The sequence below is a fragment of the Pseudomonas corni genome (assembly GCF_057128765.1).
Genome location: NZ_JBSKHW010000001.1, coordinates 222,268 through 245,319, shown reverse-complemented (window position 1 = coordinate 245,319; position 23,052 = coordinate 222,268). Strand labels below are relative to the sequence as shown.

Below are 23,052 nucleotides of genomic sequence, written 5' to 3'. Positions count from 1 at the left end.
GCACGGTTATCATCACGCCAACGATGGGCCGAAACGCCCATAATCTTCATGAGTCGCCATGAGTCATCCAGAAAAACCGGTCAGGTGAATCTCTGCCTTGGCACGCCAGACCCGGCGCTAATACCCGGCAGGCATGGCCCATGAACTTCCCGCATTTACTTGGTTGATTATTTTGCAGCTATCGATTGAAAAAAGCCGCGCGCCTGTTATCTGGTTTTCAGCGCTGATATCCGCATCCCGCCAGAGGTCTGCTGCGTGAAGCGACTTGCATGGCTTGTCGCGGCAATGATCGTGGCATTGTTGATTCCGCTGTTTATGGGCGGCACGGAAATGTTCGAGCGCCTGCGCGCCTTCCCCCGCGACTTGCTACTGATCATGTTCGGTATGGTGCTGGTGGGATGGTGCTGCAATACCGCGCGTTTACGCTTGTTGCTCGGGGAAAGCGCCATCGACCTGGGCATCCGCAAAAGCCTGGGCATCGTGATGGCCACCGAGTTTGCCTACAGCGCAACGCCGGGGGGCAGTGGCGCGCCGCTGACATTGGTGGCACTGCTGTCGCGTAATGGCATTGGCCCAGCAAAAAGCACTGCTGCATTTGCCACCGACCAACTCATGGATTTGGTGTTTTTCCTGTTGGCCTTGATCGGCATTTTGATCTATGCGCTATTTCATAACCTGAGCGAACGACTAGAGTGGATGCTGATCGTCAGCGCACTGCTGATCGGTGCTGGCCTGGTGGCCTGCGCAGGTTTCGCGCGTTATCACCGACGGATCATTCTGCTGAACGGCTTGCTGCTCAAACGCTTCAACACCAAAGCGACAACGCGTACCCGCTGGGCCCGAAAGCTGCTGCACTTTCGCGATGCACTGGCTGACACCTGGAAAATGCCCCACCGCACGCTTTTCAAAGTGTTCGTGCTGACATGCTTGCATTGGGGGCTGCGTTACAGCGTGCTTTACCTGACGCTCCAGGGGTTAGGCGCCAATATCCAGTGGGCCTGGACATTTCTGGTACAAATGCTCTCGCTAAGCGCGGGGCAATTCAGCCTGTCGCCAGGGGGCGCGGGGACCGCAGAGTTGACGTCTGCAGCCTTACTGGCGCCAATGGTAGGAAAGTCGACTGCCGCCGCTGCGATTCTAATCTGGCGGGCGGTGACGTATTACTTCTATCTGGTCGCCGGCGGCCCGGTGTTTTTCTTGATGGTCGGCCGCCCGCTGCTTAATAAGCTGATGCGCGTGAAACGCGTCTGATCACTCGTCGTGGCTGTCCGGCTTAGTATCCGCAGTAACCTCTGAAGACCCATGAGTTTGGTGCCACAGTTCGGCGGCGCCTTCAAATTCGGCGCCATCTTCAGGGGTCAGCTCATCGATATCGTAACGGCCCAGGCAGCCCTCACCTACTGTAGGCGGGGCTTTGGACGTAGCTTTGTTGAGTGGATCAGCCATGGGCGGTTTTTCCATCAAATGCTTAGTCGAACACAACAGTCTTGTTGTCATGCACCAGCACGCGATCTTCCAGATGCGCACGCAGACCCCGAGCAAGAACCATTTTTTCCACGTCCCGACCAAAACGAACCATGTTTTCGATGCTGTCTCGATGGCTGACGCGGACGACGTCCTGCTCGATGATCGGCCCGGCGTCGAGCTCTTCGGTCACATAATGGCAAGTTGCGCCTATCAGCTTCACGCCACGCAAAGATGCCTGATGGTAAGGTTTGGCGCCGACGAACGACGGCAAAAAACTGTGGTGAATATTGATCACTTGATGCGCGTATTCACGGCATAACTGCGGCGGCAGAATCTGCATGTAACGCGCCAGCACCACGACATCCGCTTCGTGCTGTTTAACCAGACGCGAAACTTCGGCAAAGGCCGGCTCCTTGTCTGCCGGGTTCACAGGGACGTAGTGATAGGGAATGTTGTGCCACTCAACCATGCTGCGCAGGTCTTCGTGGTTGGAGATGACACAGGCGATTTCGCAATCAAGTTCATCACTGTGCCAGCGATGCAGCAAGTCGGCCAGACAGTGGGACTCGCGACTCGCCATCAGCACCACGCGCTTCTTCTGATCCGAATCCGTGATGCGCCAGTCCATCGAAAACTCTTCAGCGATGGGCTTGAACGCTTCGCGAAAAGCATCCAGCTCCAGCGGCAACGTGTCGGCACGAATCTCGTGACGCATGAAGAACCAGCCGCTGAGGTTGTCCGAGTGGTGACTCGCTTCGGTAATCCAGCCGTTGTAGGAGGCCAGAAAGTTACTGACTTTGGCAACGATACCGACACGGTCCGGGCAGGCAATCACCAGACGAAAAGTGCGCATTAGGGAGACTCCAGAACTTCGCAAGGGCGGCTATTCTAGCGACTACTCAACGACTGTGCAGTACTGGAATGCGGTGAAGGGAGACGAGATGACGCCGAACTCGCTTACTGACTAACCAAAGGTAAAGGCCACGCCTCATTGATGACGTCATAAAATACCTCTTCGGCAGCAATAATGTTCAAGATCGCCTGCCTGCCTAAAGCGCCGCTATTAATTTAACGAGTGCTACGCGGCAAGCATTTATTTGAAACCATTCCAAATAAACAGTGTTTGAATGTTTACTTGCACAAACTCTGTGACTATTATTGCGTCCATACACCCCGAACATCACAACATAAGGTAACCCTCATGTCCCTGATCAACGAATACCGCGCAACAGAAGAAGCCATCAAAGAGCTGCAAGCTCGTCTGCAAAACCTGAAACAAGACGACAAATTGCAGACCGAGCTTGAGTTCGAAGGCAAATTGCGCACCCTGATGGGCGAGTATCAGAAATCCCTGCGCGATATTATTGCGTTGCTCGATCCTGAGTCCAAAGTTAACAAAGCCCCGCGTGGCGCGGTGGTGAAAACTACCGGCACCAAACGCGCCCGTAAAGTAAAGCAGTACAAAAACCCGCACAACGGTGAAATCATCGAAACCAAAGGCGGCAACCACAAGACATTGAAAGAGTGGAAAGCCAAGTGGGGCGGTGACGAGGTTGAAGGCTGGGCAACGCTGCTGGGCTGATCACCCGACTTCAGGGACAGTTGTGCAGTAATGCACAACTCTAAAAACGCCAGCTTGCTGGCGTTTTTTATTGCATCACTTCGGGGGGGGGTATCGGTTACATGCCCAGTCGAGCACTCAGTTGCTGCGCATAATCCTGCCACTGCCCCAACACTTTGAGCTGAGCAGGCGAAGCCGTCAGCGATGCCGCAATCAGTGCCTTGGTAAAATCCTTCAGCGTATTGGGCGCACCCGCCGCCGGGTCAGTCAGGCGCGTCTGGCAAAAGCTCAGCCAACGATGCTGCTCGTCAGTACTCAACGTTTCTGCAAAGTTGCGCGCCCGATAACGAAATAGCAATTCAGGCAAGCGTTCATCATCGAATGGCCAAGGCTCACTGGCTAACTGTTGGGGTTCAGCAATGCGAACCTGTTCACAAAGGCGACGGTCGCGATCGTTAATAAACCCGTCATATAACTGTTGTTCCGGGTCCTCGCTCTGAGAAAAGTCATCGCGGGCATAAATGGACTTCAATTTCTCCTGCCACAACCCCTGCCCTTCATTGAGAAGCTGCACGCGCTGTTTATAGAGGTCCATGTCCAACTGAAGTCGCTGGCGGTCCTCCTCGCGCAGTACGCTTAAGGGTGCAATGACCGGGCACTTATTTATATGCAGCAACTTCAAGGGCACCGGGAGTTCGCCTTCGCCCAAATCGTCCCGTCGCGTATATAAGCGGCTGCGTAACGCCTCATGGCTTTCTTGCAAAAGAGGGGCATGGTCTAGATGAAGGTCACACACGATCAACGCATTCTTGTTGGTCGGGTGCCACGCCAGCGGCAATACCACCCCCAGATAACTTCGCGCCGCAGAAAAACGTCCTGATATATGCACCAGTGGTTGCAGCAGACGGATTTGCTCCTGGACCTTGTGTTTACTTCGCAACTGAAAAAGATAGTCATATAGCTTAGGTTGTTTATCACGGATCAAGCGAGCCAGGGAAATGGTCGCACGCACGTCGGACAATGCATCGTGCGCCTGTCCATGATCGATTCCATTTGCCGCCGTGAGCCGCTCCAGTTTCAGCGTGACCCGGCCCTCTTCCTCGGGCCAGACAATGCCTTCGGGGCGCAACGCATAAGCAGTGCGAACTACGTCGATCAAGTCCCACCGACTGTTGCCGCCCTGCCATTCCCGTCCATACGGATCGAAGAAGTTGCGATAAAGGCTATATCGCGTCATCTCGTCATCGAAGCGCAAAGTGTTATAGCCAGCGCCGCAGGTCTCGGGCGCTGCCAGCTCGGCGTGTACACGGGTCATGAAATCAGCTTCGCACAATCCCTTCTCTGCGAGTCGCTCAGGGGTTATACCGGTAACCAGACAAGCCGCAGGGTGGGGCAATATGTCGTCGCTTGGCTGGCAATAGATATTGACGGGATCCGCAATCTCATTGAGTTGATCGTCCGTGCGGATGCCTGCTACCTGCAGCGGCCGATCATTTCGCGGATTGATCCCGGTAGTTTCGTAGTCGTACCAGAAGATGCTTGAGGTCACGGGTTGATCCTGAACAGAAGTCGCGCAAAGTCTATCAGATCACCTCAGCCCGGCTCTGTAGGACGCTCACAAGGTTCCCACCGCGAAAATACGACCAGAGAAGAAAGGAAAATTCGGTCGGAAAATTACTTCGGCATGCCGACGTAATTTCTTACATCCTGCGCACGCAGTGTCCAGTTGCTTAGCTGTCCCGCGCTGGCTAGCATCAGCCTTTCATCTCAAGGTGCATCCCCCCAGATAATGTCCTCTTCGCACGCTACGCCAAGGAACGCTCCGCAGCCTGCGCCGCTGGACACGCGCATCCGTATGGAAACCCCAGAAGGAATCTTCCTGCTGCTGCGCCCCGCTGGCCTGATTCCAAGGGCAGTGGCGTTCAGCGTCGACCTGCTGATACGCGCCCTGATTCTGGGCGTGCTGTTCTTGCTGCTGCGTCCTTTCGATAAATTCGGAATGGGCTTGAGCGCTTTGACCCTATTCTTCGTGACATGGTGGTACATGGTGCTGTTCGAGGTACTGAACCAGGGGCGCTCGCCAGGAAAATCCATCATGGGCCTACGTGTCGTACACGACGACGGCACGCCGATTGGCTGGTCTGCATCGCTGCTGCGCAACCTCCTGCGATTCGTCGACATGCTGCCGTTTGGCTACAGCATTGGCGCGTTCACCTGCCTCCAACATCCTTTATTCAAGAGACTGGGCGACCTCGCTGCTGGCACACTGGTGATCTATCGCGATGCGCCCCTTAAACGTCCTGACCTGCCCGACGCCGAGCCGCTGGTTGCGCCGATAGCCATGACGGTGGATGAACAGCGGGCAATCCTGGCCTTTGCCGAGCGTCAGACGGGATTGTCGCCTGCCCGGACCCAAGAGCTGGCAGCCATCCTTGCACAACCACTGCATGTCCGACCTGATCAAGCGGTCACCCGCCTGAATGGCATCGCACGTGGATTATTGGGGCGCACATGAAAGCCCACGCAGCATGAAACAGAGCCAGTTCGAGAGCCGCTATCAGCATGACTGGGAAAGCTTCGCCGAGCGTCTGGACGTGCTTGAGCGCAGCCGACGCACTGTTGATGCCAGTGAAACCTTCGCCGCCGACTATCGACGTATTTGCCTACAGTTGGCACTGGCGCAGGAGCGTGGCTACAGCAGCCATCTTGTAGACCCCTTGCACCAACTGGCGATGCGCGGTCACCAACAACTCTATCGCCACCGCAGCCAACTCGGCGCGCAATTGCTGGCGTTCATTGTCGCCGGCTTCCCGAGGCTGGTCCGTGCCGAGTGGCGCATGGTGCTAATTGCAGCGGCACTGTTCTTCGGCAGCCTTGTGCTGATGGGCATGCTGGTATACGGCTTCCCGGACCTTGTTTATAGCGTGGTAAGCCCCGCCGACGTCGGCGATATGGAGACCATGTACGATCCGGCGGCACGGCGAATCGGTCAGGCAGCAGATCGCGGTTCCAGCGAGGACTGGATGATGTTCGGCTACTACATCATGCATAACATCGGCATAGGGTTTCAGACCTTTGCCAGCGGACTGATCTTCGGCTTAGGGAGCGTGTTCTTCCTGTTTTTCAACGGGCTGATGATTGGCGCTGTCGCGGGGCATCTGACCGGGGTGGGCTACGGAGAAACATTCTGGTCGTTCGTGATCGGACACGGAGCGTTCGAGTTGACGGCCATCGCACTATCGGGCGCTGCCGGCTTAAAGTTGGGATGGGCTCTGCTGGCACCCGGCCCGCTATCGCGGGGCGAAGCATTGAGAGTGGCGGCGCAAACCAGCGTGCGCCTGGTTGCAGGCGTAATCATTTTTCTGCTGATCGCCGCGTTCATCGAGGCTTACTGGTCATCGATGAGTTGGCCCGCACCGCTGACCAAATATCTTGTGGGTGCAGCACTCTGGGCGCTGGTCGCCGCCTATCTGCTGTTCGCCGGGCGGTCCTCTCATGCGCCTGACTGACGCCAGCGTCGCCATCCGACCGCGCAACCCTTGGGAAGCCATCGACCTCGGCGTATTGCTGGCGCGAGAGCATCGCGGCTTGCTGATGACCAGTTGGGCGATTGTCACACTGCCGGTGTTTGCTTTGCTCAGCCTTGCTCTGTGGGATTACCCGTCCTTCGCGATATTTCTGTTCTGGTGGCTGAAACCGCTGTATGAACGGCTGACATTACTCATCCTCTCGCAAGCACTGTTTGGTGCCACGCCTACCCTCAAGCAAGCCCTTGGCGCTTGGCCACGTGCGTTAAAACCGCAACTGCTGGCGAGCCTGACATGGCGCCGCCTGAGTTTGAGCCGCAGCTTTAAGATGCCGATCCTGCAACTTGAAGGGCTCTCGGGACCGGAGCGAGCCCAGCGTGTCGCAATGCTTAGCCAAAATGGACTGCGCGCCGCCCGCTGCCTGACCTCGATCGGCAGCACGCTGGAAATGTGTTTCTGGGTCGGATCGATGGTGCTGTTCTACGCCTTTGTGCCGCAGCAACTGCAACTCGACTGGTCGTGGCAAAGCTTGCTGGATGTCGAGGGCGACTGGAACTGGCTTGAACACCTGACGAATGCCTTTTACGCACTGCTTCTGATTGTATGGGGGCCGATATACGTCGCCTGCGGCTTCACTCTTTATCTCAACCGCCGGACAGAACTTGAAGCCTGGGACATTGAGCTGATGTTTCGACGCCTTCGCCAACGCCTGATCGGCTCAGCCTATGCGTTGCTACTTGGATGCACGCTGTTACTGTCAATGCCGCCGACGTCGGCGATGGCAGATGAAAGCTCGATCCAGCCAGACCCGCAGCGATTCAGCTGCCCGCTCCCTCCATTGGATCTGCCTCAATCCGAAGATGCGGTTGCGCCGCCTTTCAGCCCTCGGTTGCTCAATCAGCCCCTCACCAGCAAAGGATCGGAAGCAGCCATCAAGTCGGTTCTAGAGAATCCGCCGTTCACAAACCTCAAGACCGTTTCCGGCTGGCGCATCCCGCAACACTCCGACGTCAAATCAGCAAAAAACGCCGACACGCCTACTTGGCTGGTGAGTTTCATACGCGGTTTACTGGCTATCACGGCGCTGTTTGCCAACGCCGTTGAGGTCTTGCTCTGGAGCGTGGTTCTTGTCTTGCTGCTGTGGGTAGTCTGGCGCTACAGAAGCTGGATCAGCACGTTCGTCAGTCGCCGGGAGCGCAAGCCCGCGCCACGCCCCACCACGCCACAACAGTTGTTCGGGTTGCACATCGGAGCCCAGACCCTACCGGCTGACGTGGCAGGCAGTGTCGAAAAACTCTGGTCCGAGCAACCACGCCAGGCATTGAGCCTGCTGTATCGGGCGCTGCTGAGCCGCTTAATCACTGATTACCAACTGCCGCTTAAAAACGCAGATACCGAGGGGGAGGTGCTTGAGCGGATCGCCACTCTCGGCCACCCATCGCTAGAGCATTTCAGTCAGACACTGACGAACCATTGGCAAAATCTTGCCTATGGTCATCGCTTGCCGCCTGTCGATGCGCAGCAGACATTGTGTGATGACTGGCGCCGACTTTTCGCAATAAGGCCTTCAACATGAGTCGGCGCGCCCAAGGCTGGGTGGCCTTATTGGCCTTGGCCCTGATCGCGGCAATCAGCATTCCGCTGTTGCAACGACTGGAGCGCTTTCAGGAGGTTATCAATCAGGGGGCATCCCCGGAAGCACGCGCTAATCCTTACCTGGCTGCCGAGACCTTCCTGCGCCAGCGCTCTATCTCTGTAACCCTGATCGAGACTCTACGTGGCCTGCCCGATATTGGACCGCAAACACAAACGCTGATGCTGCTCGACAGCCGCGAGGACATGACCCCCGCAGACGTCGAGCGGGTACTGACCTGGACCCGCGCCGGAGGGCGCCTTTTGTTCGTCGCAGAACAATTGTGGGACGAAAAAAAGGGCCGCAGCGGCGATTTGCTACTGGATCAGATACAGATTCATCAATTTCTTACCCGAGACCTTCGCGAGCAGGATCGGCGCCGGGAGTTGGAGATGATCAAGCCGGTCATTCCGCTGAACCCGACGCTCCTACCCGCTCCCGAAACCCCTTGGCCGGAGCTGACGCGTCTTTATGTTGAAGGCGAAACCGACCCGGCTTACATGAGTTTCGATCCGGCGTTTCATCTGGATGACCCCAAGGATCACGCGCAATCCTGGGCCAACAGCGCCGATGCTACGCACATGCTGCAAATGGTTTACGGCAAAGGTTTGATCACGGTTCTCACCGATGCCGACCTCTGGAAGACGCGCGGCATCGGTAAATACGACAATGCCTGGCTTCTGTGGTATCTGACCCAGGACAGCGCCGTCACCATGTTGTTGCGCACCGAACACGCGGACCTCTTCAGCCTGCTGACCAGGCACTTCCCACTAGCGCTGACCACGCTTGGGTTACTGACGCTGCTGGCATTATGGCGAGTTGGCATGCGCCAAGGTCCCATGCAACCGGCACCGGAGCGTACACGGCGGCAATTGGCCGAGCATCTGCGCGCCAGCGCTGATTTTTTACTACGTCGTCGAGGCCAACAGGCACTGTTGCGCGGTCTTCAAACCGACATTCTGCACCGGGCGCATCAACGCCATCCGGGCTTTGAGCGGTTGGCTGTGGCCGATCAATGGCAAGCCCTTGCACGACTCACCCGTCAACCGACCAGTGCAATTGGTCAGGCGTTGCGGCCACGTCCCGATACGCGCCTGTCGCGAACCGAATTCATCCGGCAGGTTGCCTACCTGCAAACCCTCAGGAATGCCCTATGAGCAATCAACCGACCGACCCGGCGAACAGCCTTGAGACCGTCACCGGTGCAGCATCGGAGCCTGCAGTAACAGATCAGGCAACGAAAGAACACGCAACACCCGATGCCCCTACGCCCGCCAGCAACCCGGCGCAGCAAAGGCAACGCGCGATCCATCTGGCTCAGGCCATCCGGCACGAATTGCAAAAGGCGCTCATCGGCCAGGATGCGGTGATCGACGATGTGCTCACCGCGCTTATCGGCGGCGGCCATGTGCTGCTGGAAGGCGTGCCGGGGTTGGGCAAGACGCTACTGGTTCGGGCGCTTGCGCGATGCTTCGGCGGCGAGTTTGCGCGCATTCAGTTCACCCCCGATCTGATGCCCAGCGATGTCACTGGGCATGCGGTGTACGACCTGCACACCGAGCAATTCAAACTGCGCAAAGGCCCGCTGTTTACCAATATGTTGCTGGCAGATGAGATCAACCGAGCGCCTGCCAAGACCCAGGCCGCCCTGCTGGAAGCAATGCAGGAACGCCAAGTGACCCTCGAAGGCCGAGCGCTGCCGATCCCACAACCGTTCATGGTGCTGGCGACTCAAAACCCTATCGAGCAGGAAGGCACTTATCCCTTGCCTGAAGCCGAGCTTGATCGCTTCATGCTCAAGGTGCGTATGGATTACCCCGAGGCTGCGCAGGAGCTGGAAATGGTTCGCCAGGTCAGCAAATCCACGCGCTCCGACATGCTTGATGTGCAGCCCCTACGCACGCTGCTGCAAGCCAAGGACGTGCTGGCATTGCAGCGCATCGCTGGCGATCTGCCCGTGGATGAGCACGTACTCGATTACGCGGTACGTCTTGCCCGTGCCACCCGAACGTGGCCCGGCTTGACACTGGGTGCTGGCCCGCGCGCCTCCATCGCGCTGGTTAGAGGTGCCCGAGCCCGCGCGTTGCTGCGTGGCGGCGACTTCGTCATCCCCGATGACATCAAAGGCTGTGCTTTGGCGGTGTTGAGGCACCGGGTACGGTTGTCGCCTGAGCTGGATATAGAAGGATTAGCCGTGGATCAGGTGCTCAAGCAACTGCTCGATCAGGTGCCGGCGCCTCGTCAATGAAGCAAATGCTCAAGCCGTCCTCGCGCCTGCTCCGCTGCCTGACATTGTTGTCGGGCATAGCGGTGTTTCTGGGGATACTGGACGCACTGAGCCTGGGCCCTACGGCGAAACTTGCTGGCGTGTTCTGGGCCTTGCTGTTGGTGCTGGGATTACTGAGCGCGCTGGATGCCGCCGCGCTGTGGCGCATGCCTTCGCCCCGCCTGAACCGCCAACTGGCAGGCAGCCTGGCTCTGGGCCGCTGGAGCGAGGTGCGCATCGCGATTGAGCATGAGTACCGCAGAGCGCTGCCATTGAGCGTTGTCGATCACGGGCCAGCAGGCCTGACCAACCGTTTCGACACAGAGAGCCTGGCGCAGACCATTACGCTTCGTCCTGGCAGGACCGCTGAGCTGGGCTATCGGCTGCGCCCCACCAGCCGCGGCCTTTTCAGCTTCGAAAGGATCGAAATCGGCATCCCCGGCCCGCTTGGCTTATGGTCCTCGCGACGCTATCTGTCCGTTGTCAGTTCAGCACGGGTTTACCCTGACTTCGCACGGCTGCATGGCGGTCAGTTGCTGGCTGTGGATAACTGGCTTAGCCAGCTCGGCGTGCGTCAACGTCAGCGCAGAGGCATTGGCCAGGAATTCAATCAGCTGCGGGAATTTCGCGAGGGTGACAGTCTGCGGCAGATCGACTGGAAAGCCACTGCCCGCCAACGCGTACCCATTGCTCGGGAATATCAGGACGAACGCGACCAGCAAATCATATTCATGCTCGACTGCGGTCGCCGGATGCGCAGTCAGGATGGCGACCTGACGCATTTCGACCATGCACTCAATGCCAGTCTGCTGCTCAGCCACGTCGCTTTGCGTCAGGGGGATGCTGTGGGGCTGTCGACCTTCGCTGCCGAGCACAATCGCTATCTGGCCCCGGTCAAAGGTTCAGCGCAGTTGAGCCTGTTGCTAAACACGGTTTACGACCTGGACAGCACCCAACGCCCGGCGGATTACAGCGCAGCAGTCGCCGCCCTGCTGATCAGACAGAAGCGCCGCGCGCTGGTGGTGCTGATGACCAACTTGCGTGACGAGGACGATGACGGGTTGCTGACCGCCGTGAAGCAGCTGAGCCGGCATCATCGGGTTCTGGTGGCCAGTCTGCGCGAGGAAGTGCTCGATGACCTGCGTCGCATGCCCATTGAAACGTGGCAGGAGGCGTTGGATTACTGCGGCGCCGTGGACTTTCTCAACGCACGCGCAAAACTGCATGAGCGGTTGATCGCCCATGGCATTCCGGTGCTGGATGTACGCCCCGGAGAGCTGGGGCCAGAATTGGTCAGTCGTTACTTGAGCTGGAAGAGAGCCGGCACCTTGTGAAAAGGCGCCGCCGTCAGGCTGACGCTTCCAGCGTGTGGAAACTGAAATAGCGCTGCAGCGCCTGAATCAGTTGGTGATATTCCAAAGGTGCAGCCTGCAACCGGAACCCTGAATCCCAAACGCCGGGTGTTTCATCTTCTTGACACCACAAGCAGCTGGCATTGATGTCGATAATCGTCGGTTTGTTCTGCAAATCGGGCACTTGCAGTCGTAGCTGATAATCCGCGCCCACAAGCACGGGCAAATCACTGATCAGCATCAGCCCATGCTCGGATACGTTGCCCAGGCATCCCATCGGTTTGTTGGTGTACCGATTGATAACCTGCAGGTAATAGGGCAACTGATGACGCTCGATTCGCCTTTCGATCAGCATTGGACATCCGCCTTGGAATTACCATTAAGCATGGTCGCGCTAGTGCATTGAGATTCGATCGCAGGAGACAACAAAACGACCTGACAATGGAATCTACCTGTTTAAACGACAGGAACGTCATCTGACACATCAGAACCGCCCAAAGTCACGTGCGCGGTTATTCATTCGGACGTTAACCCGCGCGCGCAAACCCGTTGCGCACGTCGTGCTTTCACTTCCCTGATAGTGGCAGCCTAGCTGAAGATCGTTTGCGAGGCACTCAAAACGATACCATCCATCCGTTCAGGTGTAATCACAGTGATGCAGGTTTGACCACAGCTGGAGGGGCGTTCCGGTCATGCCCAAGCTGTTGCAAAGTGTCCATTCGCGCCTGAGCCCTGTAGGCATATTCGCTATTGGGGTAATTAGTGATGATGAACTGATAGGTCTGCATGGCATCGAGGTAAAACTTTTGGCGCTCGAGGCATTGCCCGCGCAGCATCGAGACTTCCGGCTGAACATAGCGACGCGAGCGGCTTTCACGGTCGACTTTCGACAGGTTGTACATGACCGTGTCGCAGTCGCCCTGCGCATAGGCGCGGTTGGCATTGTTCAAATGGCTGTTCATCGACCAGCGTGTGCAACCGCCGAGCGCGGCCATCACGATTATAATCATCACGATTCGCATGAGACTCTCCTGTGCTCTGCATTGTATCGGCGCATCTCGGCAATTCTTCAAGGCCATTTGAGGCGCCGATTGCCCAGTCATCCGGGAGCAAGGTAGTGCAAAGGAACAATGACTACAGCGCCGGAGAGTAGTAGCCTCTCGCTGCGCTTCATTTAAGGAGTTTGTGCATGTCCGTTCGCCGCACCAAAATCGTAGCCACACTTGGCCCTGCAAGTAATTCGCCAGAAGTTATCGAGAAGCTGATTCTCGCGGGCCTGGACGTCGCCCGTTTGAACTTCTCCCACGGCACCCCCGACGAGCACAAAGCCCGGGCAAAGCTGATTCGTGACATCGCTGCCAAAAATGGTCGCTTTGTGGCGCTGCTGGGTGACCTGCAAGGCCCGAAAATTCGCATCGCCAAGTTCACCAACAAGAAGATCGAGCTGAAAGTCGGTGACAAATTCACCTTCTCTACCAGCCATCCTCTGACCGACGGCACCCAGGAAATCGTCGGCATCGACTATCCCGATCTGGTCAAGGATTGTGGCGTAGGCGACGAACTGCTGCTGGACGACGGACGCGTGGTCATGCGTGTTGATACGCAAACTGCCGACTCGCTGCACTGCACCGTGCTGATTGGCGGTCCGCTGTCTGACCATAAAGGCATCAACCGTCGCGGCGGTGGCCTGACAGCTCCGGCACTGACCGAAAAAGACAAGCAAGACATCAAGCTCGCTGCCGAAATGGACCTGGATTACCTGGCCGTTTCCTTCCCGCGCGACGCTGCCGACATGGAATACGCCCGCAAGCTGCGTGACGAATCCGGCGGCACCGCCTGGCTGGTGGCGAAGATCGAACGCGCCGAAGCCGTTGCCAACGACGAAACCCTCGACGCCCTGATCCGTGCCAGTGACGCAGTGATGGTTGCCCGTGGCGACCTCGGCGTGGAAATCGGCGACGCCGAGCTGGTCGGCATTCAGAAGAAAATCATCCTGCACGCACGTCGCCACAACAAAGCGGTGATCGTCGCAACGCAGATGATGGAATCGATGATTTCCAGCCCAATGCCAACCCGCGCCGAAGTGTCCGACGTGGCCAACGCCGTGCTCGACTACACCGACGCCGTCATGCTGTCGGCTGAATCAGCCGCAGGTTCGTATCCGGTAGAAGCGGTCGAAGCCATGGCGCGCATCTGCGTCGGCGCCGAGCGTCACCCGACCGGCAAGACGTCCAGCCACCGCATCGGTCACTCGTTCACCCGTTGTGACGAAAGCATCGCGCTGGCGGCCATGTACACGGCCAACCACTTCCCCGGTGTCAAAGCGATCATCGCCCTGACGGAAAGTGGCTACACCCCGCTGATCATGTCGCGCATCCGCTCTTCCGTGCCGATCTATGCGTTTTCTCCGCATCGTGGCACTCAGGCGCGCGCCGCCATGTTCCGTGGCGTATACACCGTGCCGTTTGACCCGGCAGCCCTTCCGCCAGGTCAAGTGAGCCAGGCAGCCGTCGACGAACTGCTCAAGCGCGGTCTGGTCGAGCAAGGCGATTGGGTCATCCTTACCAAGGGCGACAGCTACCACACCATCGGTGGCACCAACGGCATGAAGATCCTGCACGTCGGCGACCCAATGGTCTAAGACGACAGCAGCAACAACAAAAAGCCCCGGCTCGCGAGAGTTCGGGGCTTATTGTTTTAACAGGGAATTAGACGAGCACCTGTAGGAGCCAACTTGTTGGCGAGCATTTGGTGTGGGGAATGAGATACAAGCCTCGCGAATAATTTCGCTCCTACAGAGACCGCAACCTACTCACGCCCGACAAACACATCCGCCAGTACCTGCCCCCTTGGCATCCCGGCGATGTAAAGCCGTTTGCGAAAACTCTCCACACTCTCGGGTGAGCCGCACACCAGCGCGATAGACTGACGAGAAGCGATCCTCAAACTTGCCATCGCCGCGTCGAAACCGGCGGCGGCGATCAGCTCGAACTGGAATTGGGAATGCTCGACAGCCAGTTGGCCAAGGGCGTCGGCCAGATAATGCTCGCGGCTGTCGCGCGCCACGTGCATCAGGCGAATCATGCCTTGATGTTCCTGACGCAACGCTTCGCGCAACACGCCCCACAGTGGACCCAGTCCCGTACCCGCCGCCAATAAAAGTAGCGGCCGATCCTGCCAATCCGGATCGTATTGCAGCGCGCCGCCGCGCAGCTCCCCGAGCCTGATCGGATCGCCGACATTGAGCCGCCGAGCAGCATCGACAAATGCGCCGGGGCGATGGCAATCCACATGAAACTCCAAGAAAGAGTCTTCACCCGGCAGGCTGGCCAGCGAATAAGGCCGCGCCACGCCGGTGGAGGTCCACAGCACAAGGTGTTGACCGGCGCGATAGCGCATTGGGCGTTCTGGCTCAAGGCGCAAGCGCAGGACATCATCACTGAGCCAATCTGCGCCGACGACCCGTGCAGGCAACCCGTCGCGCAGCGGGTCGAAAACTTCGACGCTCAGGTCTTCGACGACTCGGCATTGGCAGGACAAACGCCAGCCCTGCTCACGCTTGCCAGCATCCAGCGCCTGAGGCAACGCGTCCAAAGGTTCGCCGGACACACACCGCACCAGACACGCATGACAACTGCCAGCGCGGCAGCTGTAGGGCACAGATATACCCGCGCTATTGAGCGCATCCAGCAAATTGGCAGAAGGCGCGATCGACCATTGCCGATCGCCAACGCGCAGCTCAGGCATCGGCGTGTTCCCATGCGCCACTGCAGCGATTACGTCCGTTGTGCTTGGCGCGATACAGCGCCTGATCCGCACGCTGCAGGGCTTTATCCATGTCATCACCGGTCTCGATCAGGGTCATGCCGACGGACAGACTCAAATCCAGTTGAGCCAGACCTGCCACCTGGACTTGCTCGAACATGTGGCGAATACGCTCGCAGCAATCGAATAGTTGTGCGCGGGTGCAACGCGGGATAAGCAGCACGAACTCTTCACCGCCGTAACGCGCCAGGATGTCGTCTTCACGCAGGCATTTGATCGCGCTGGCCGCGAACGCCTGGAGCACCCTGTCTCCGGCGGCATGGCCGTGGACATCATTCACGCGCTTGAAGTGATCAAGGTCAATCAACGCCAGCCCCAGTGTGTAATTCCCGTCCATGTCCTCCAGTTCACGTACGGCCATGCGCAGGAAATGACGGCGGTTGTAGAGATTGGTCAATTCATCGGTTGCGGCCAGTTCTTCGAGCTGAAACATCATGCCCCGCAACGTGTCCTGGTGGGCTTGCAGCGTCACTCGCCGCTGGTGCATGCGAAAGCGCGAGCGCTGCACAAAACGGGCGTAAAGGCACAGCCACAGCAGCGCGATGAACAAGGTGCAGACTTGCAACGCAGCAAGATCAGGGTCATGCAGTTGCTGGTGCAGGGCCTCCCACAGGTTCAGGCCACAAAAACCCAACAGCGCCAGCACAGCGGCGCGGGCGAATATTTTGGGCGGAAGGTGAAACAGGCCGAACAGCAGGATCAGCACATAGATCAGCAGAAAGGTGCCACGGGCACTGTCGAGCTGACTGATCAAATAGGTTTGCCAGCCCAGCGCCAGTAGCACTTGCAGCTCAGTGAGGCTCGGGTCTTTGAAGCGGCAGTTGAAACCGCAGAGAAAAACGATGCCGAGGATTACCAGCATCAACAACACCAACGAAGTATTGATCAACGCCATTCGAATTGGCGCTTGGAAGTAGCCAGCGAATATCGCCACCCATACAAGGGCGATAACCAGCAAATAGGTGCCAGCAGCTAGGGCGAACCGTTTCAGCAACAATCGTTGTATGGCTTTGTCGGTCACTTGATGACTCATCATGCTTAAAAGGATCCATCCCATATTGCAAGATGCCCCGCGCCACCGCCAAAACGGAGCGATGAGGCCAATCTCCAATGACTCATCAGCGATGCAGGCAGCCTGCCACTGTAGTGGTTACGCTGAAAATTGACCAATCAATTCTGGTGTCTCCCGGACAACGGCAATGCCCCCTTGAGTGACGCCCGGCACAAAAAAAAGTGCGCTCATAGACTAACGAATACCCACCACCCGATGTGCCCGCTCCGACCACGGGTTATACTGCCGCGCCTTTTTATGCCCACGCTGCCGAACCAGGCTTTCGAGTTTTAAAAGCCGGCATGCCTGACCAACGCTTAATGAAGATGCTTTCGTCAGACCATAGCGGTACTGTCGAAAACAGCAAATCGAATGTTCCCGCCAAATCAGAGGAGCGCGCCCCCATGACCGTGATCAAGCAAGATGATCTGATCCAGAGTGTCGCAGACGCCCTGCAGTTCATCTCCTACTACCACCCCGTTGACTTCATCCAGGCTATGCACGAGGCCTATTTGCGCGAAGAGTCACCCGCCGCGCGGGACTCCATGGCGCAGATTCTGATCAACTCGCGCATGTGCGCGACTGGTCATCGTCCGATCTGCCAGGACACCGGCATCGTGACCGTGTTCGTCCGCGTTGGCATGGATGTGCGCTGGGATGGCGCCACCATGGGCCTGGACGACATGATCAACGAAGGCGTGCGTCGCGCCTACAATCTGCCGGAAAACGTCTTGCGAGCTTCGATCCTGGCTGACCCGGCGGGTGCTCGCAAAAACACCAAGGACAACACCCCGGCCGTCATCCACTACTCCATCGTTCCGGGTAACACCGTGGAAGTGGATGTGGCGGCCAAGGGCGGCGGTTCGGAAAACAAATCGAAGATGGCGATGCTCAACCCGTCCGACTCGATCGTTGACTGGGTCCTGAAAACCGTTCCTACAATGGGCGCGGGCTGGTGCCCACCGGGCATGCTGGGTATCGGCATCGGCGGCACAGCTGAAAAAGCCGCCGTGATGGCCAAGGAAGTGTTGATGGAATCCATCGACATCCACGACCTGATCAAGCGTGGCCCGTCCAGTCGTATCGAAGAGATGCGCATCGAGCTGTTCGAGAAGGTCAACCAACTGGGCATCGGCGCTCAGGGCCTGGGCGGTCTGACCACCGTGCTGGACGTCAAGATCATGGATTATCCGACCCACGCCGCCTCGTTGCCGGTGTGCATGATCCCCAACTGTGCCGCCACCCGTCACGCGCACTTTGTGCTCGACGGTTCCGGCCCGGCTTCGCTGGAAGCGCCACCGCTGGACGCCTACCCGGAGATCGTCTGGGAAGCCGGCCCGTCGGCTCGCCGTGTCAACCTCGACACCTTGACCCCTGAAGACGTGCAGAGCTGGAAGCCGGGCGAAACCGTCCTGCTCAACGGCAAGATGCTCACCGGTCGCGACGCTGCGCACAAGCGCATGGTCGAGATGCTCAATCGCGGTGAAACCCTGCCGGTGGACTTGAAAGGCCGCTTCATCTACTACGTCGGCCCGGTCGATCCAGTGGGCGATGAAGTTGTGGGCCCTGCCGGTCCGACCACAGCCACGCGCATGGACAAGTTCACCCGCCAGATCCTGGAGCAAACCGGCCTCTTGGGCATGATCGGTAAATCCGAGCGCGGCCCGACCGCCATCGAAGCGATCAAGGACTACAAAGCCGTTTACCTGATGGCCGTCGGTGGCGCTGCTTATCTGGTTGCTCAGGCAATCAAGAAGTCGCAGGTGCTGGCCTTCCCTGAAATGGGCATGGAAGCGATCTACGAGTTCGAAGTCAAAGATATGCCGGTGACTGTCGCAGTGGACAGCAAAGGTGAGTCGGTACACATCACGGGTCCTGCCATCTGGCAGAAGAAGATCAGTGAAAGTCTGGCGGTGGAAGTGCAATAAGCGCATCTACGCACCCAACGTAACATCCACAAAAAACCCGCTCGATGAGCGGGTTTTTTGTTATCGATCCAAACTCTATTTGCCGACAGCTCTGACAACGCTCAATTCAGGCACTGCCGGCCGCTTCTGACTTAAATACCGGGTGCAACTTACTCGCAAGAACGAAGCGAAATTGATCACTTCCCCGTTGTGCCCCATGACTTCCTCATACAACTTGCTGATCAATTGATTGGTGGTCATGCCGTCATGGCTGGCGATCTCGGACAAGATGTCCCAGAACTGGTTTTCCAGGCGCAAGGTCGTGACCACGCCGCAGATGCGCAGCGAGCGCGAGCGGGACTCATAAAGAATGGGGTCGGCTTTTACGTAGAGTTCGCACATTGTCCAATCTCCTTGTCCACCTGTAGGACCGATTTATCCGCGAGACCATTTGCCTGCAACACCGGGTCAAACCTTGCCAACGCGTTGGCTCCTACAGGATCTGCGCGGTTACAAAATGATCTGTGTACCCAGCACTTTCAAAAACGCTGCCAGCCAGGCCGGGTGCGCAGGCCATGCCGGGGCGCTTACCAGGTTGCCGTCAGTGTGCGCTTCATCCATGCCGATCTCGACGTACTCGCCGCCCGCCAGTCGGACTTCCGGTGCACACGCCGGATACGCGCTGCACGATTTGCCCTTGAGCACGTCAGTAGCTGCCAGCAATTGCGCGCCGTGACAAACAGCAGCAATCGGCTTGCCCGCGCTGCCGAACTCTCGCACCAGTTGTAGCACCTGTTCATTCAACCGCAGGTACTCAGGCGAGCGTCCGCCGGGCACCACAAGTGCGTCGTAATCAGCGGATTTGACGTCATCGAAACTGAAGTTCAGCGCGAAATTGTGGCCCGGCTTTTCGCTGTAGGTCTGGTCGCCTTCGAAGTCGTGAATCGCGGTGCGAATGGTCTGGCCCTTCTTCTTGCCGGGGCAGACAGCATGCACCACATGACCCACCATCAACAGCGCCTGGAACGGCACCATGACTTCGTAATCTTCGACGTAATCGCCGACCAGCATGAGAATCTTCTTTGCCGCCATGACCGCTGCCCTCCGGGTGGGTGGTTGTCTGATGTGGCCAAGTATTGAGCCGCGCCGACATCGGTGGGTAACAGCGTAGTACTACAACGGGTGGCTGGGGTTCACCTGTAGGAGCCAACTTGTTGGCGAGAGGGATGTACGCGGCGATCCCGATACGACGGCTCGCGAACAAGTTCGCTCCCACAGAGCACTCAGCCCCGCCGATCCAGCACGTTGACCACCAAACGATCCAGCCAACCCCACACCCGCTGCTGCACCCGTCGCCACAGCGGTCGGGCTTTCCAGTCTTCCAGGCTCACCAGGTTACTAACCGCGAAGTCCTTCTCGAAGCTTTGCTCTACAGCATGGGTCAGTGAGGGGTCCAGCGCTTCGAGGTTGGCTTCCAGATTGAAACGCAGATTCCAGTGGTCGAAGTTGCAGGAACCCAGGCTCACCCAGTCGTCAATCAAGACCATTTTCAGGTGCAGGAAACACGGCTGGTATTCGAAAATTTTCACACCGGCGCGAAGCAAGCGCGGGTAATAACGATGGCCGGCATAGCGCACTGAAGGGTGATCGGTGCGCGGGCCGGTCAACAGCAGCCGCACGTCGATGCCCCGGGCAGCCGCGCGCCTGAGCGAACGCCGGACCTTCCAGGTTGGCAGGAAATACGGCGTCGCCAGCCAGATGCGCTTCTTGCCGCTGTTGAGCGCGCGCACCAACGACTGCAGGATGTCGCGGTGCTGCCGGGCGTCGGCATAGGCAACACGGCCCAGGCCCTCACCGATCACGGGCGCTGGCGGCAGACGCGGCAAGCCAAAGTTTTGCGAGGGTCGCCAGGCGGTACGCCGCTGGTTGGCGTGAAACTGACGATCAAACAGCGCCTGCCAGTCGATCACCAGCGGCCCGCGTATCTCGACCATGACTTCATGCCATTCGCTGGTGTCGTGGTCAGGTCGCCAGAACTCGTCCGTCACGCCGGTGCCGCCCACTACCGCCAACTGTTTGTCTACCAGTAACAACTTGCGGTGATCCCTGTAGAAATTACGGATGCCGCGTCGCCAGTTCACTTTGTTATAAAACCGCAGGATAACTCCGGCTTCGGTCAGGCGATTACGCAGGGCAAGGGTAAATGCCAGCGAGCCGAAATCATCAAACAGGCAGCGCACCATCACGCCGCGCTCGGCCGCATCGACCAAGGCTTGAACCACCGCCTCGGCGCACTGCCCCGCCTCAACCAGATACAGCTCAAGCTCCACCTGCTGCTCAGCTTTCTCGATGGCAGCAATCATGCGCGGGAAAAACGCAGGGCCATCGATCAACAGTTCGAAGTTGTTCTCTTCACGCCACGGAAAAATCGCACCGGCCATATCAGTGCGCGGCTGCTGTGAATAATAAAACCGGGATGACGTCAGTCAGCGACGTGCCCAGCAGTGGGCAGGTGAACGTAGGCATGCGAACTCCAGATGAGCGATTGGTGCAACCTTATCCGCCTGTCTGACCGCTGACAAACCGCTATGTTCGGGTGAATCCACATTACGGCATGGGCGCCTGCAATCGGCAGCCTTGTCGCGTGCCGATCCATGCTGCGCTGTTGCTGCGGCCCAGGCCGTTGGCGCTCACCGTTTTGTTGCCTTCGTCGTCCTGCACGTCGCTCGGCAGCCATTGCTTGACGTAGGCTCGGCAGTATTCGGCAGGGTTATTCACCACGTAGCGGCACGAACAATATTCCTTGGCGGTGTAAGCGCTGATGATGTCGGGAAAGGCCAGAAGCTGAAGGCGGTACTGCCAAATCAACACAGCCAAGCCTACGGAGATGACGATTAGCAGGCGAATGAACGGGCGACGAAGGAGAAAGCCTGAACGGGGGCTCATGGCTTGCTCTCCTGTTTAAACGCGGCCAGCGCCAGCTTGAGCAACTGGTTGTGATCGAAGGTGGCGTCGCGATCATCTGCGTAGCGCACGACGATCAACCTGGCCTGGGGAATGACGTACATCGCTTGCCCCCAATGCCCAAGCGCAGCGAACGTATCCGGCGGCGCATCGGACCACGGGCCTGCTTGGCCATGGGCCGTGCGATTGAGCCACCACTGGCCGCCCGGCACTTCGTTGGCGGGTAAGGGTTCGTTTTGAGTAAAGGGCGTGAGGTTGAAATCGACCCAAACCTCGGGCAGTAATTGACGACCTTCCCAACGCCCGCCGCGCTGCATCAGCAGGCCGATGCGCGCCAGATCTCGGGCGGTCATGTACGCGTAAGAGGAGCCCACGAAGGTGCCGGTGCTGTCAGTTTCCCACGTCGCGCTTTTGATGCCGAGCGGGTCGAACAGCGCAGTCCACAGATAGTCGGCGTATGCCTTTTCGCCCACCATGCCTTTTAGCGCCGCCGCCAATACCGTGCTGTCACCACTGGAGTAGCGATAAGACGTGCCCGGCGCGCTGGCAACATCGTGATCGGCGGTAAAGCGCGCCATGTCGCCGCGCCCTCGGGTGTACAGCATCGCCACTACCGAGGAGTTGAGCGGCGCATATTCGTAGTCTTCCTGCCAGTCCAGCCCGGACGCCCAGTGCAGCAGGTCCTGCATCTTGATCGCGGGATGGGCGCTGAATGGCGGATAAAACGTCGCCACCGGATCGTCCAGTTTGAAGCGCCCTTCCCCGTAGGCAACGCCCAAAACCGTCGCCATCACGCTTTTGCTGACCGACCAAGTGAGATGGGGAGTGTCTGCCGTCGTCGGGCTGGCGTAGCGCTCGTAGATGATTTCACCGTCGCGGATGACCAGCAGCGCATCAGTGCGAATGCCCTTGCGGGTCTGATCGTCGCGGGGTGGGAAAACATACTGCTCAAGGTCTCCTAGCGCGGGAGTTGGAGCGGTGGGTTGTACGGCCCATTGCTCGCCGGGCCAGGGTTCGGCGGTGGCTGAGTGGGCGATCAGCGACAGCAAGCAAATGAGAAAAAGACGGCAGCTCATGGACGAGACTCTGGCGAAGGCTGCGAAAACCGTAGCAGCTATTCATGACAACGGATCTGTAAGAGCGCACTCGATTTCTGTAGGGGCCAACTTGTTGGCGAGAAGGCTCGACGCGATTCCCCTGACACACCGCCTCGCGAACAAGTTCGCTCCTACAGGCCCGACGCCGTGCCTATGGATCGCCGATTTCTGTAGGAGCCAACTTGTTGGCGAGAGGGTCCGACGTGATTCCCCTGACACACCGCCTCGCGAACAAGTTCGCTCCTACAGGCCCGACGCCGTGCCTTCGGATCGCCGATTTCTGTAGGGGCCAACTTGTTGGCGAGAAGGCTCGACGCGATTCCCCTGACACACCGCCTCGCGAACAAGTTCGCTCCTACAGGCCCGACGCCGTGCCTATGGATCGCCGATTTCTGTAGGAGC

General features: G+C 58.3%; 22 protein-coding genes. 10 read left to right on the top strand and 12 right to left on the bottom strand.

The genetic code is table 11. The features are described 5' to 3' along the window. Positions 1-255 precede the first annotated feature (255 nt). Positions 256-1,251 carry a glucosaminyl phosphatidylglycerol flippase gene (gene gpgF / locus ACWKV9_RS01070; RefSeq protein ID WP_483834240.1) on the top strand — a complete coding sequence of 332 codons (996 nt, stop codon included), beginning with the start codon at positions 256-258 and terminating at the stop codon, positions 1,249-1,251. Here gpgF and ACWKV9_RS01065 read toward each other — a convergent pair whose 3' ends face one another. Next, the gene (locus tag ACWKV9_RS01065; protein ID WP_483834239.1) at positions 1,252-1,446 is read right to left on the bottom strand and encodes a hypothetical protein; all 195 of its coding nucleotides are present in this window, start codon (positions 1,444-1,446) and stop codon (positions 1,252-1,254) included. Positions 1,447-1,468: 22 nt separating this feature from the next. After that, complete coding sequence (purU, locus tag ACWKV9_RS01060; protein ID WP_483834238.1) at positions 1,469-2,320, bottom strand: formyltetrahydrofolate deformylase; 852 nt, start codon at positions 2,318-2,320, stop codon at positions 1,469-1,471. 348 nt (positions 2,321-2,668) lie between these two features. Here purU and mvaT point away from each other — a divergent pair, with 348 nt between their 5' ends. Continuing rightward, a complete protein-coding gene (gene mvaT / locus ACWKV9_RS01055) occupies positions 2,669-3,049 on the top strand; it encodes a histone-like nucleoid-structuring protein MvaT (protein ID WP_483834237.1) in 381 nt (126 codons plus the stop codon). Positions 3,050-3,146: 97 nt separating this feature from the next. Here the strand turns inward: mvaT and sbcB are convergent, their stop codons facing one another. Continuing rightward, positions 3,147-4,577 carry an exodeoxyribonuclease I gene (sbcB, locus tag ACWKV9_RS01050; RefSeq protein WP_483834236.1) on the bottom strand — a complete coding sequence of 477 codons (1,431 nt, stop codon included), beginning with the start codon at positions 4,575-4,577 and terminating at the stop codon, positions 3,147-3,149. A gap of 240 nt (positions 4,578-4,817) precedes the next feature. Between sbcB and ACWKV9_RS01045 the strand changes: the two genes are divergently transcribed. From ACWKV9_RS01045 to ACWKV9_RS01020, 6 genes are read left to right on the top strand one after another with little or no spacing between them, the layout of a single operon-like run. Further along, a complete protein-coding gene (locus tag ACWKV9_RS01045) occupies positions 4,818-5,543 on the top strand; it encodes an RDD family protein (RefSeq protein WP_483834235.1) in 726 nt (241 codons plus the stop codon). A gap of 13 nt (positions 5,544-5,556) precedes the next feature. Further along, a complete protein-coding gene (locus ACWKV9_RS01040; RefSeq protein WP_483834234.1) occupies positions 5,557-6,537 on the top strand; it encodes a stage II sporulation protein M in 981 nt (326 codons plus the stop codon). After that, on the top strand, positions 6,524-8,131 hold the full coding sequence (locus ACWKV9_RS01035) for a DUF4129 domain-containing protein (RefSeq protein WP_483834233.1): 1,608 nt from the start codon (positions 6,524-6,526) through the stop codon (positions 8,129-8,131). Before ACWKV9_RS01040 ends, ACWKV9_RS01035 begins: the two co-directional genes overlap by 14 nt. Continuing rightward, positions 8,128-9,345 carry a DUF4350 domain-containing protein gene (locus tag ACWKV9_RS01030; protein ID WP_483834232.1) on the top strand — a complete coding sequence of 406 codons (1,218 nt, stop codon included), beginning with the start codon at positions 8,128-8,130 and terminating at the stop codon, positions 9,343-9,345. The genes ACWKV9_RS01035 and ACWKV9_RS01030 overlap by 4 nt, the downstream gene beginning before the upstream one ends. Next, the gene (locus tag ACWKV9_RS01025) at positions 9,342-10,436 is read left to right on the top strand and encodes an AAA family ATPase (protein WP_483834231.1); all 1,095 of its coding nucleotides are present in this window, start codon (positions 9,342-9,344) and stop codon (positions 10,434-10,436) included. The genes ACWKV9_RS01030 and ACWKV9_RS01025 overlap by 4 nt, the downstream gene beginning before the upstream one ends. Next, positions 10,433-11,788 (top strand): DUF58 domain-containing protein, encoded by a 1,356-nt coding sequence (locus ACWKV9_RS01020; RefSeq protein WP_483834230.1) that lies wholly within the window; start codon positions 10,433-10,435, stop codon positions 11,786-11,788. The genes ACWKV9_RS01025 and ACWKV9_RS01020 overlap by 4 nt, the downstream gene beginning before the upstream one ends. 13 nt (positions 11,789-11,801) lie before the next feature. On the opposite strand, the gene ACWKV9_RS01015 is transcribed toward ACWKV9_RS01020, so the two are convergent. Beyond that, positions 11,802-12,161, bottom strand: coding sequence for a PilZ domain-containing protein (locus ACWKV9_RS01015; protein ID WP_483834229.1), 360 nt, complete (start codon positions 12,159-12,161; stop codon positions 11,802-11,804). A 292-nt stretch (positions 12,162-12,453) separates the two neighbouring features. After that, positions 12,454-12,828 carry a tetratricopeptide repeat protein gene (locus ACWKV9_RS01010; RefSeq protein ID WP_483834228.1) on the bottom strand — a complete coding sequence of 125 codons (375 nt, stop codon included), beginning with the start codon at positions 12,826-12,828 and terminating at the stop codon, positions 12,454-12,456. 167 nt (positions 12,829-12,995) lie between these two features. Between ACWKV9_RS01010 and pyk the strand changes: the two genes are divergently transcribed. Beyond that, positions 12,996-14,447, top strand: coding sequence for a pyruvate kinase (gene pyk, locus ACWKV9_RS01005; RefSeq protein WP_268797742.1), 1,452 nt, complete (start codon positions 12,996-12,998; stop codon positions 14,445-14,447). Between the two features lie 167 nt (positions 14,448-14,614). On the opposite strand, the gene ACWKV9_RS01000 is transcribed toward pyk, so the two are convergent. Both ACWKV9_RS01000 and ACWKV9_RS00995 read right to left on the bottom strand, forming a co-directional pair. Then, positions 14,615-15,553, bottom strand: a complete 939-nt coding sequence (locus ACWKV9_RS01000; RefSeq protein ID WP_483834227.1) for an iron-sulfur-binding ferredoxin reductase — start codon at positions 15,551-15,553, stop codon at positions 14,615-14,617. Further along, a complete protein-coding gene (locus tag ACWKV9_RS00995; protein ID WP_483834710.1) occupies positions 15,546-16,652 on the bottom strand; it encodes a GGDEF domain-containing protein in 1,107 nt (368 codons plus the stop codon). Before ACWKV9_RS00995 ends, ACWKV9_RS01000 begins: the two co-directional genes overlap by 8 nt. Before the next feature lie 434 nt (positions 16,653-17,086). On the opposite strand from ACWKV9_RS00995, the gene ACWKV9_RS00990 reads away from it, so the two are divergent. Further along, entirely contained in the window at positions 17,087-18,610 is a 1,524-nt protein-coding gene (locus ACWKV9_RS00990) for a fumarate hydratase (protein WP_483834226.1), read from the top strand. Positions 18,611-18,685: 75 nt separating this feature from the next. Here the strand turns inward: ACWKV9_RS00990 and ACWKV9_RS00985 are convergent, their stop codons facing one another. From ACWKV9_RS00985 to ACWKV9_RS00965, 5 genes are all read right to left on the bottom strand, one after another. Then, positions 18,686-18,991, bottom strand: a complete 306-nt coding sequence (locus ACWKV9_RS00985) for a ribbon-helix-helix domain-containing protein (RefSeq protein ID WP_483834225.1) — start codon at positions 18,989-18,991, stop codon at positions 18,686-18,688. 108 nt (positions 18,992-19,099) lie between these two features. Further along, the gene (locus tag ACWKV9_RS00980) at positions 19,100-19,681 is read right to left on the bottom strand and encodes a DJ-1/PfpI family protein (protein WP_483834224.1); all 582 of its coding nucleotides are present in this window, start codon (positions 19,679-19,681) and stop codon (positions 19,100-19,102) included. 191 nt (positions 19,682-19,872) lie between these two features. Next, the gene (locus tag ACWKV9_RS00975; RefSeq protein ID WP_483834223.1) at positions 19,873-21,030 is read right to left on the bottom strand and encodes a phospholipase D-like domain-containing protein; all 1,158 of its coding nucleotides are present in this window, start codon (positions 21,028-21,030) and stop codon (positions 19,873-19,875) included. A 166-nt stretch (positions 21,031-21,196) separates the two neighbouring features. Next, positions 21,197-21,535 (bottom strand): amidase, encoded by a 339-nt coding sequence (locus ACWKV9_RS00970; protein WP_483834222.1) that lies wholly within the window; start codon positions 21,533-21,535, stop codon positions 21,197-21,199. Then, positions 21,532-22,629, bottom strand: a complete 1,098-nt coding sequence (locus ACWKV9_RS00965; RefSeq protein ID WP_483834221.1) for a serine hydrolase domain-containing protein — start codon at positions 22,627-22,629, stop codon at positions 21,532-21,534. Before ACWKV9_RS00965 ends, ACWKV9_RS00970 begins: the two co-directional genes overlap by 4 nt. Positions 22,630-23,052 lie beyond the last annotated feature (423 nt).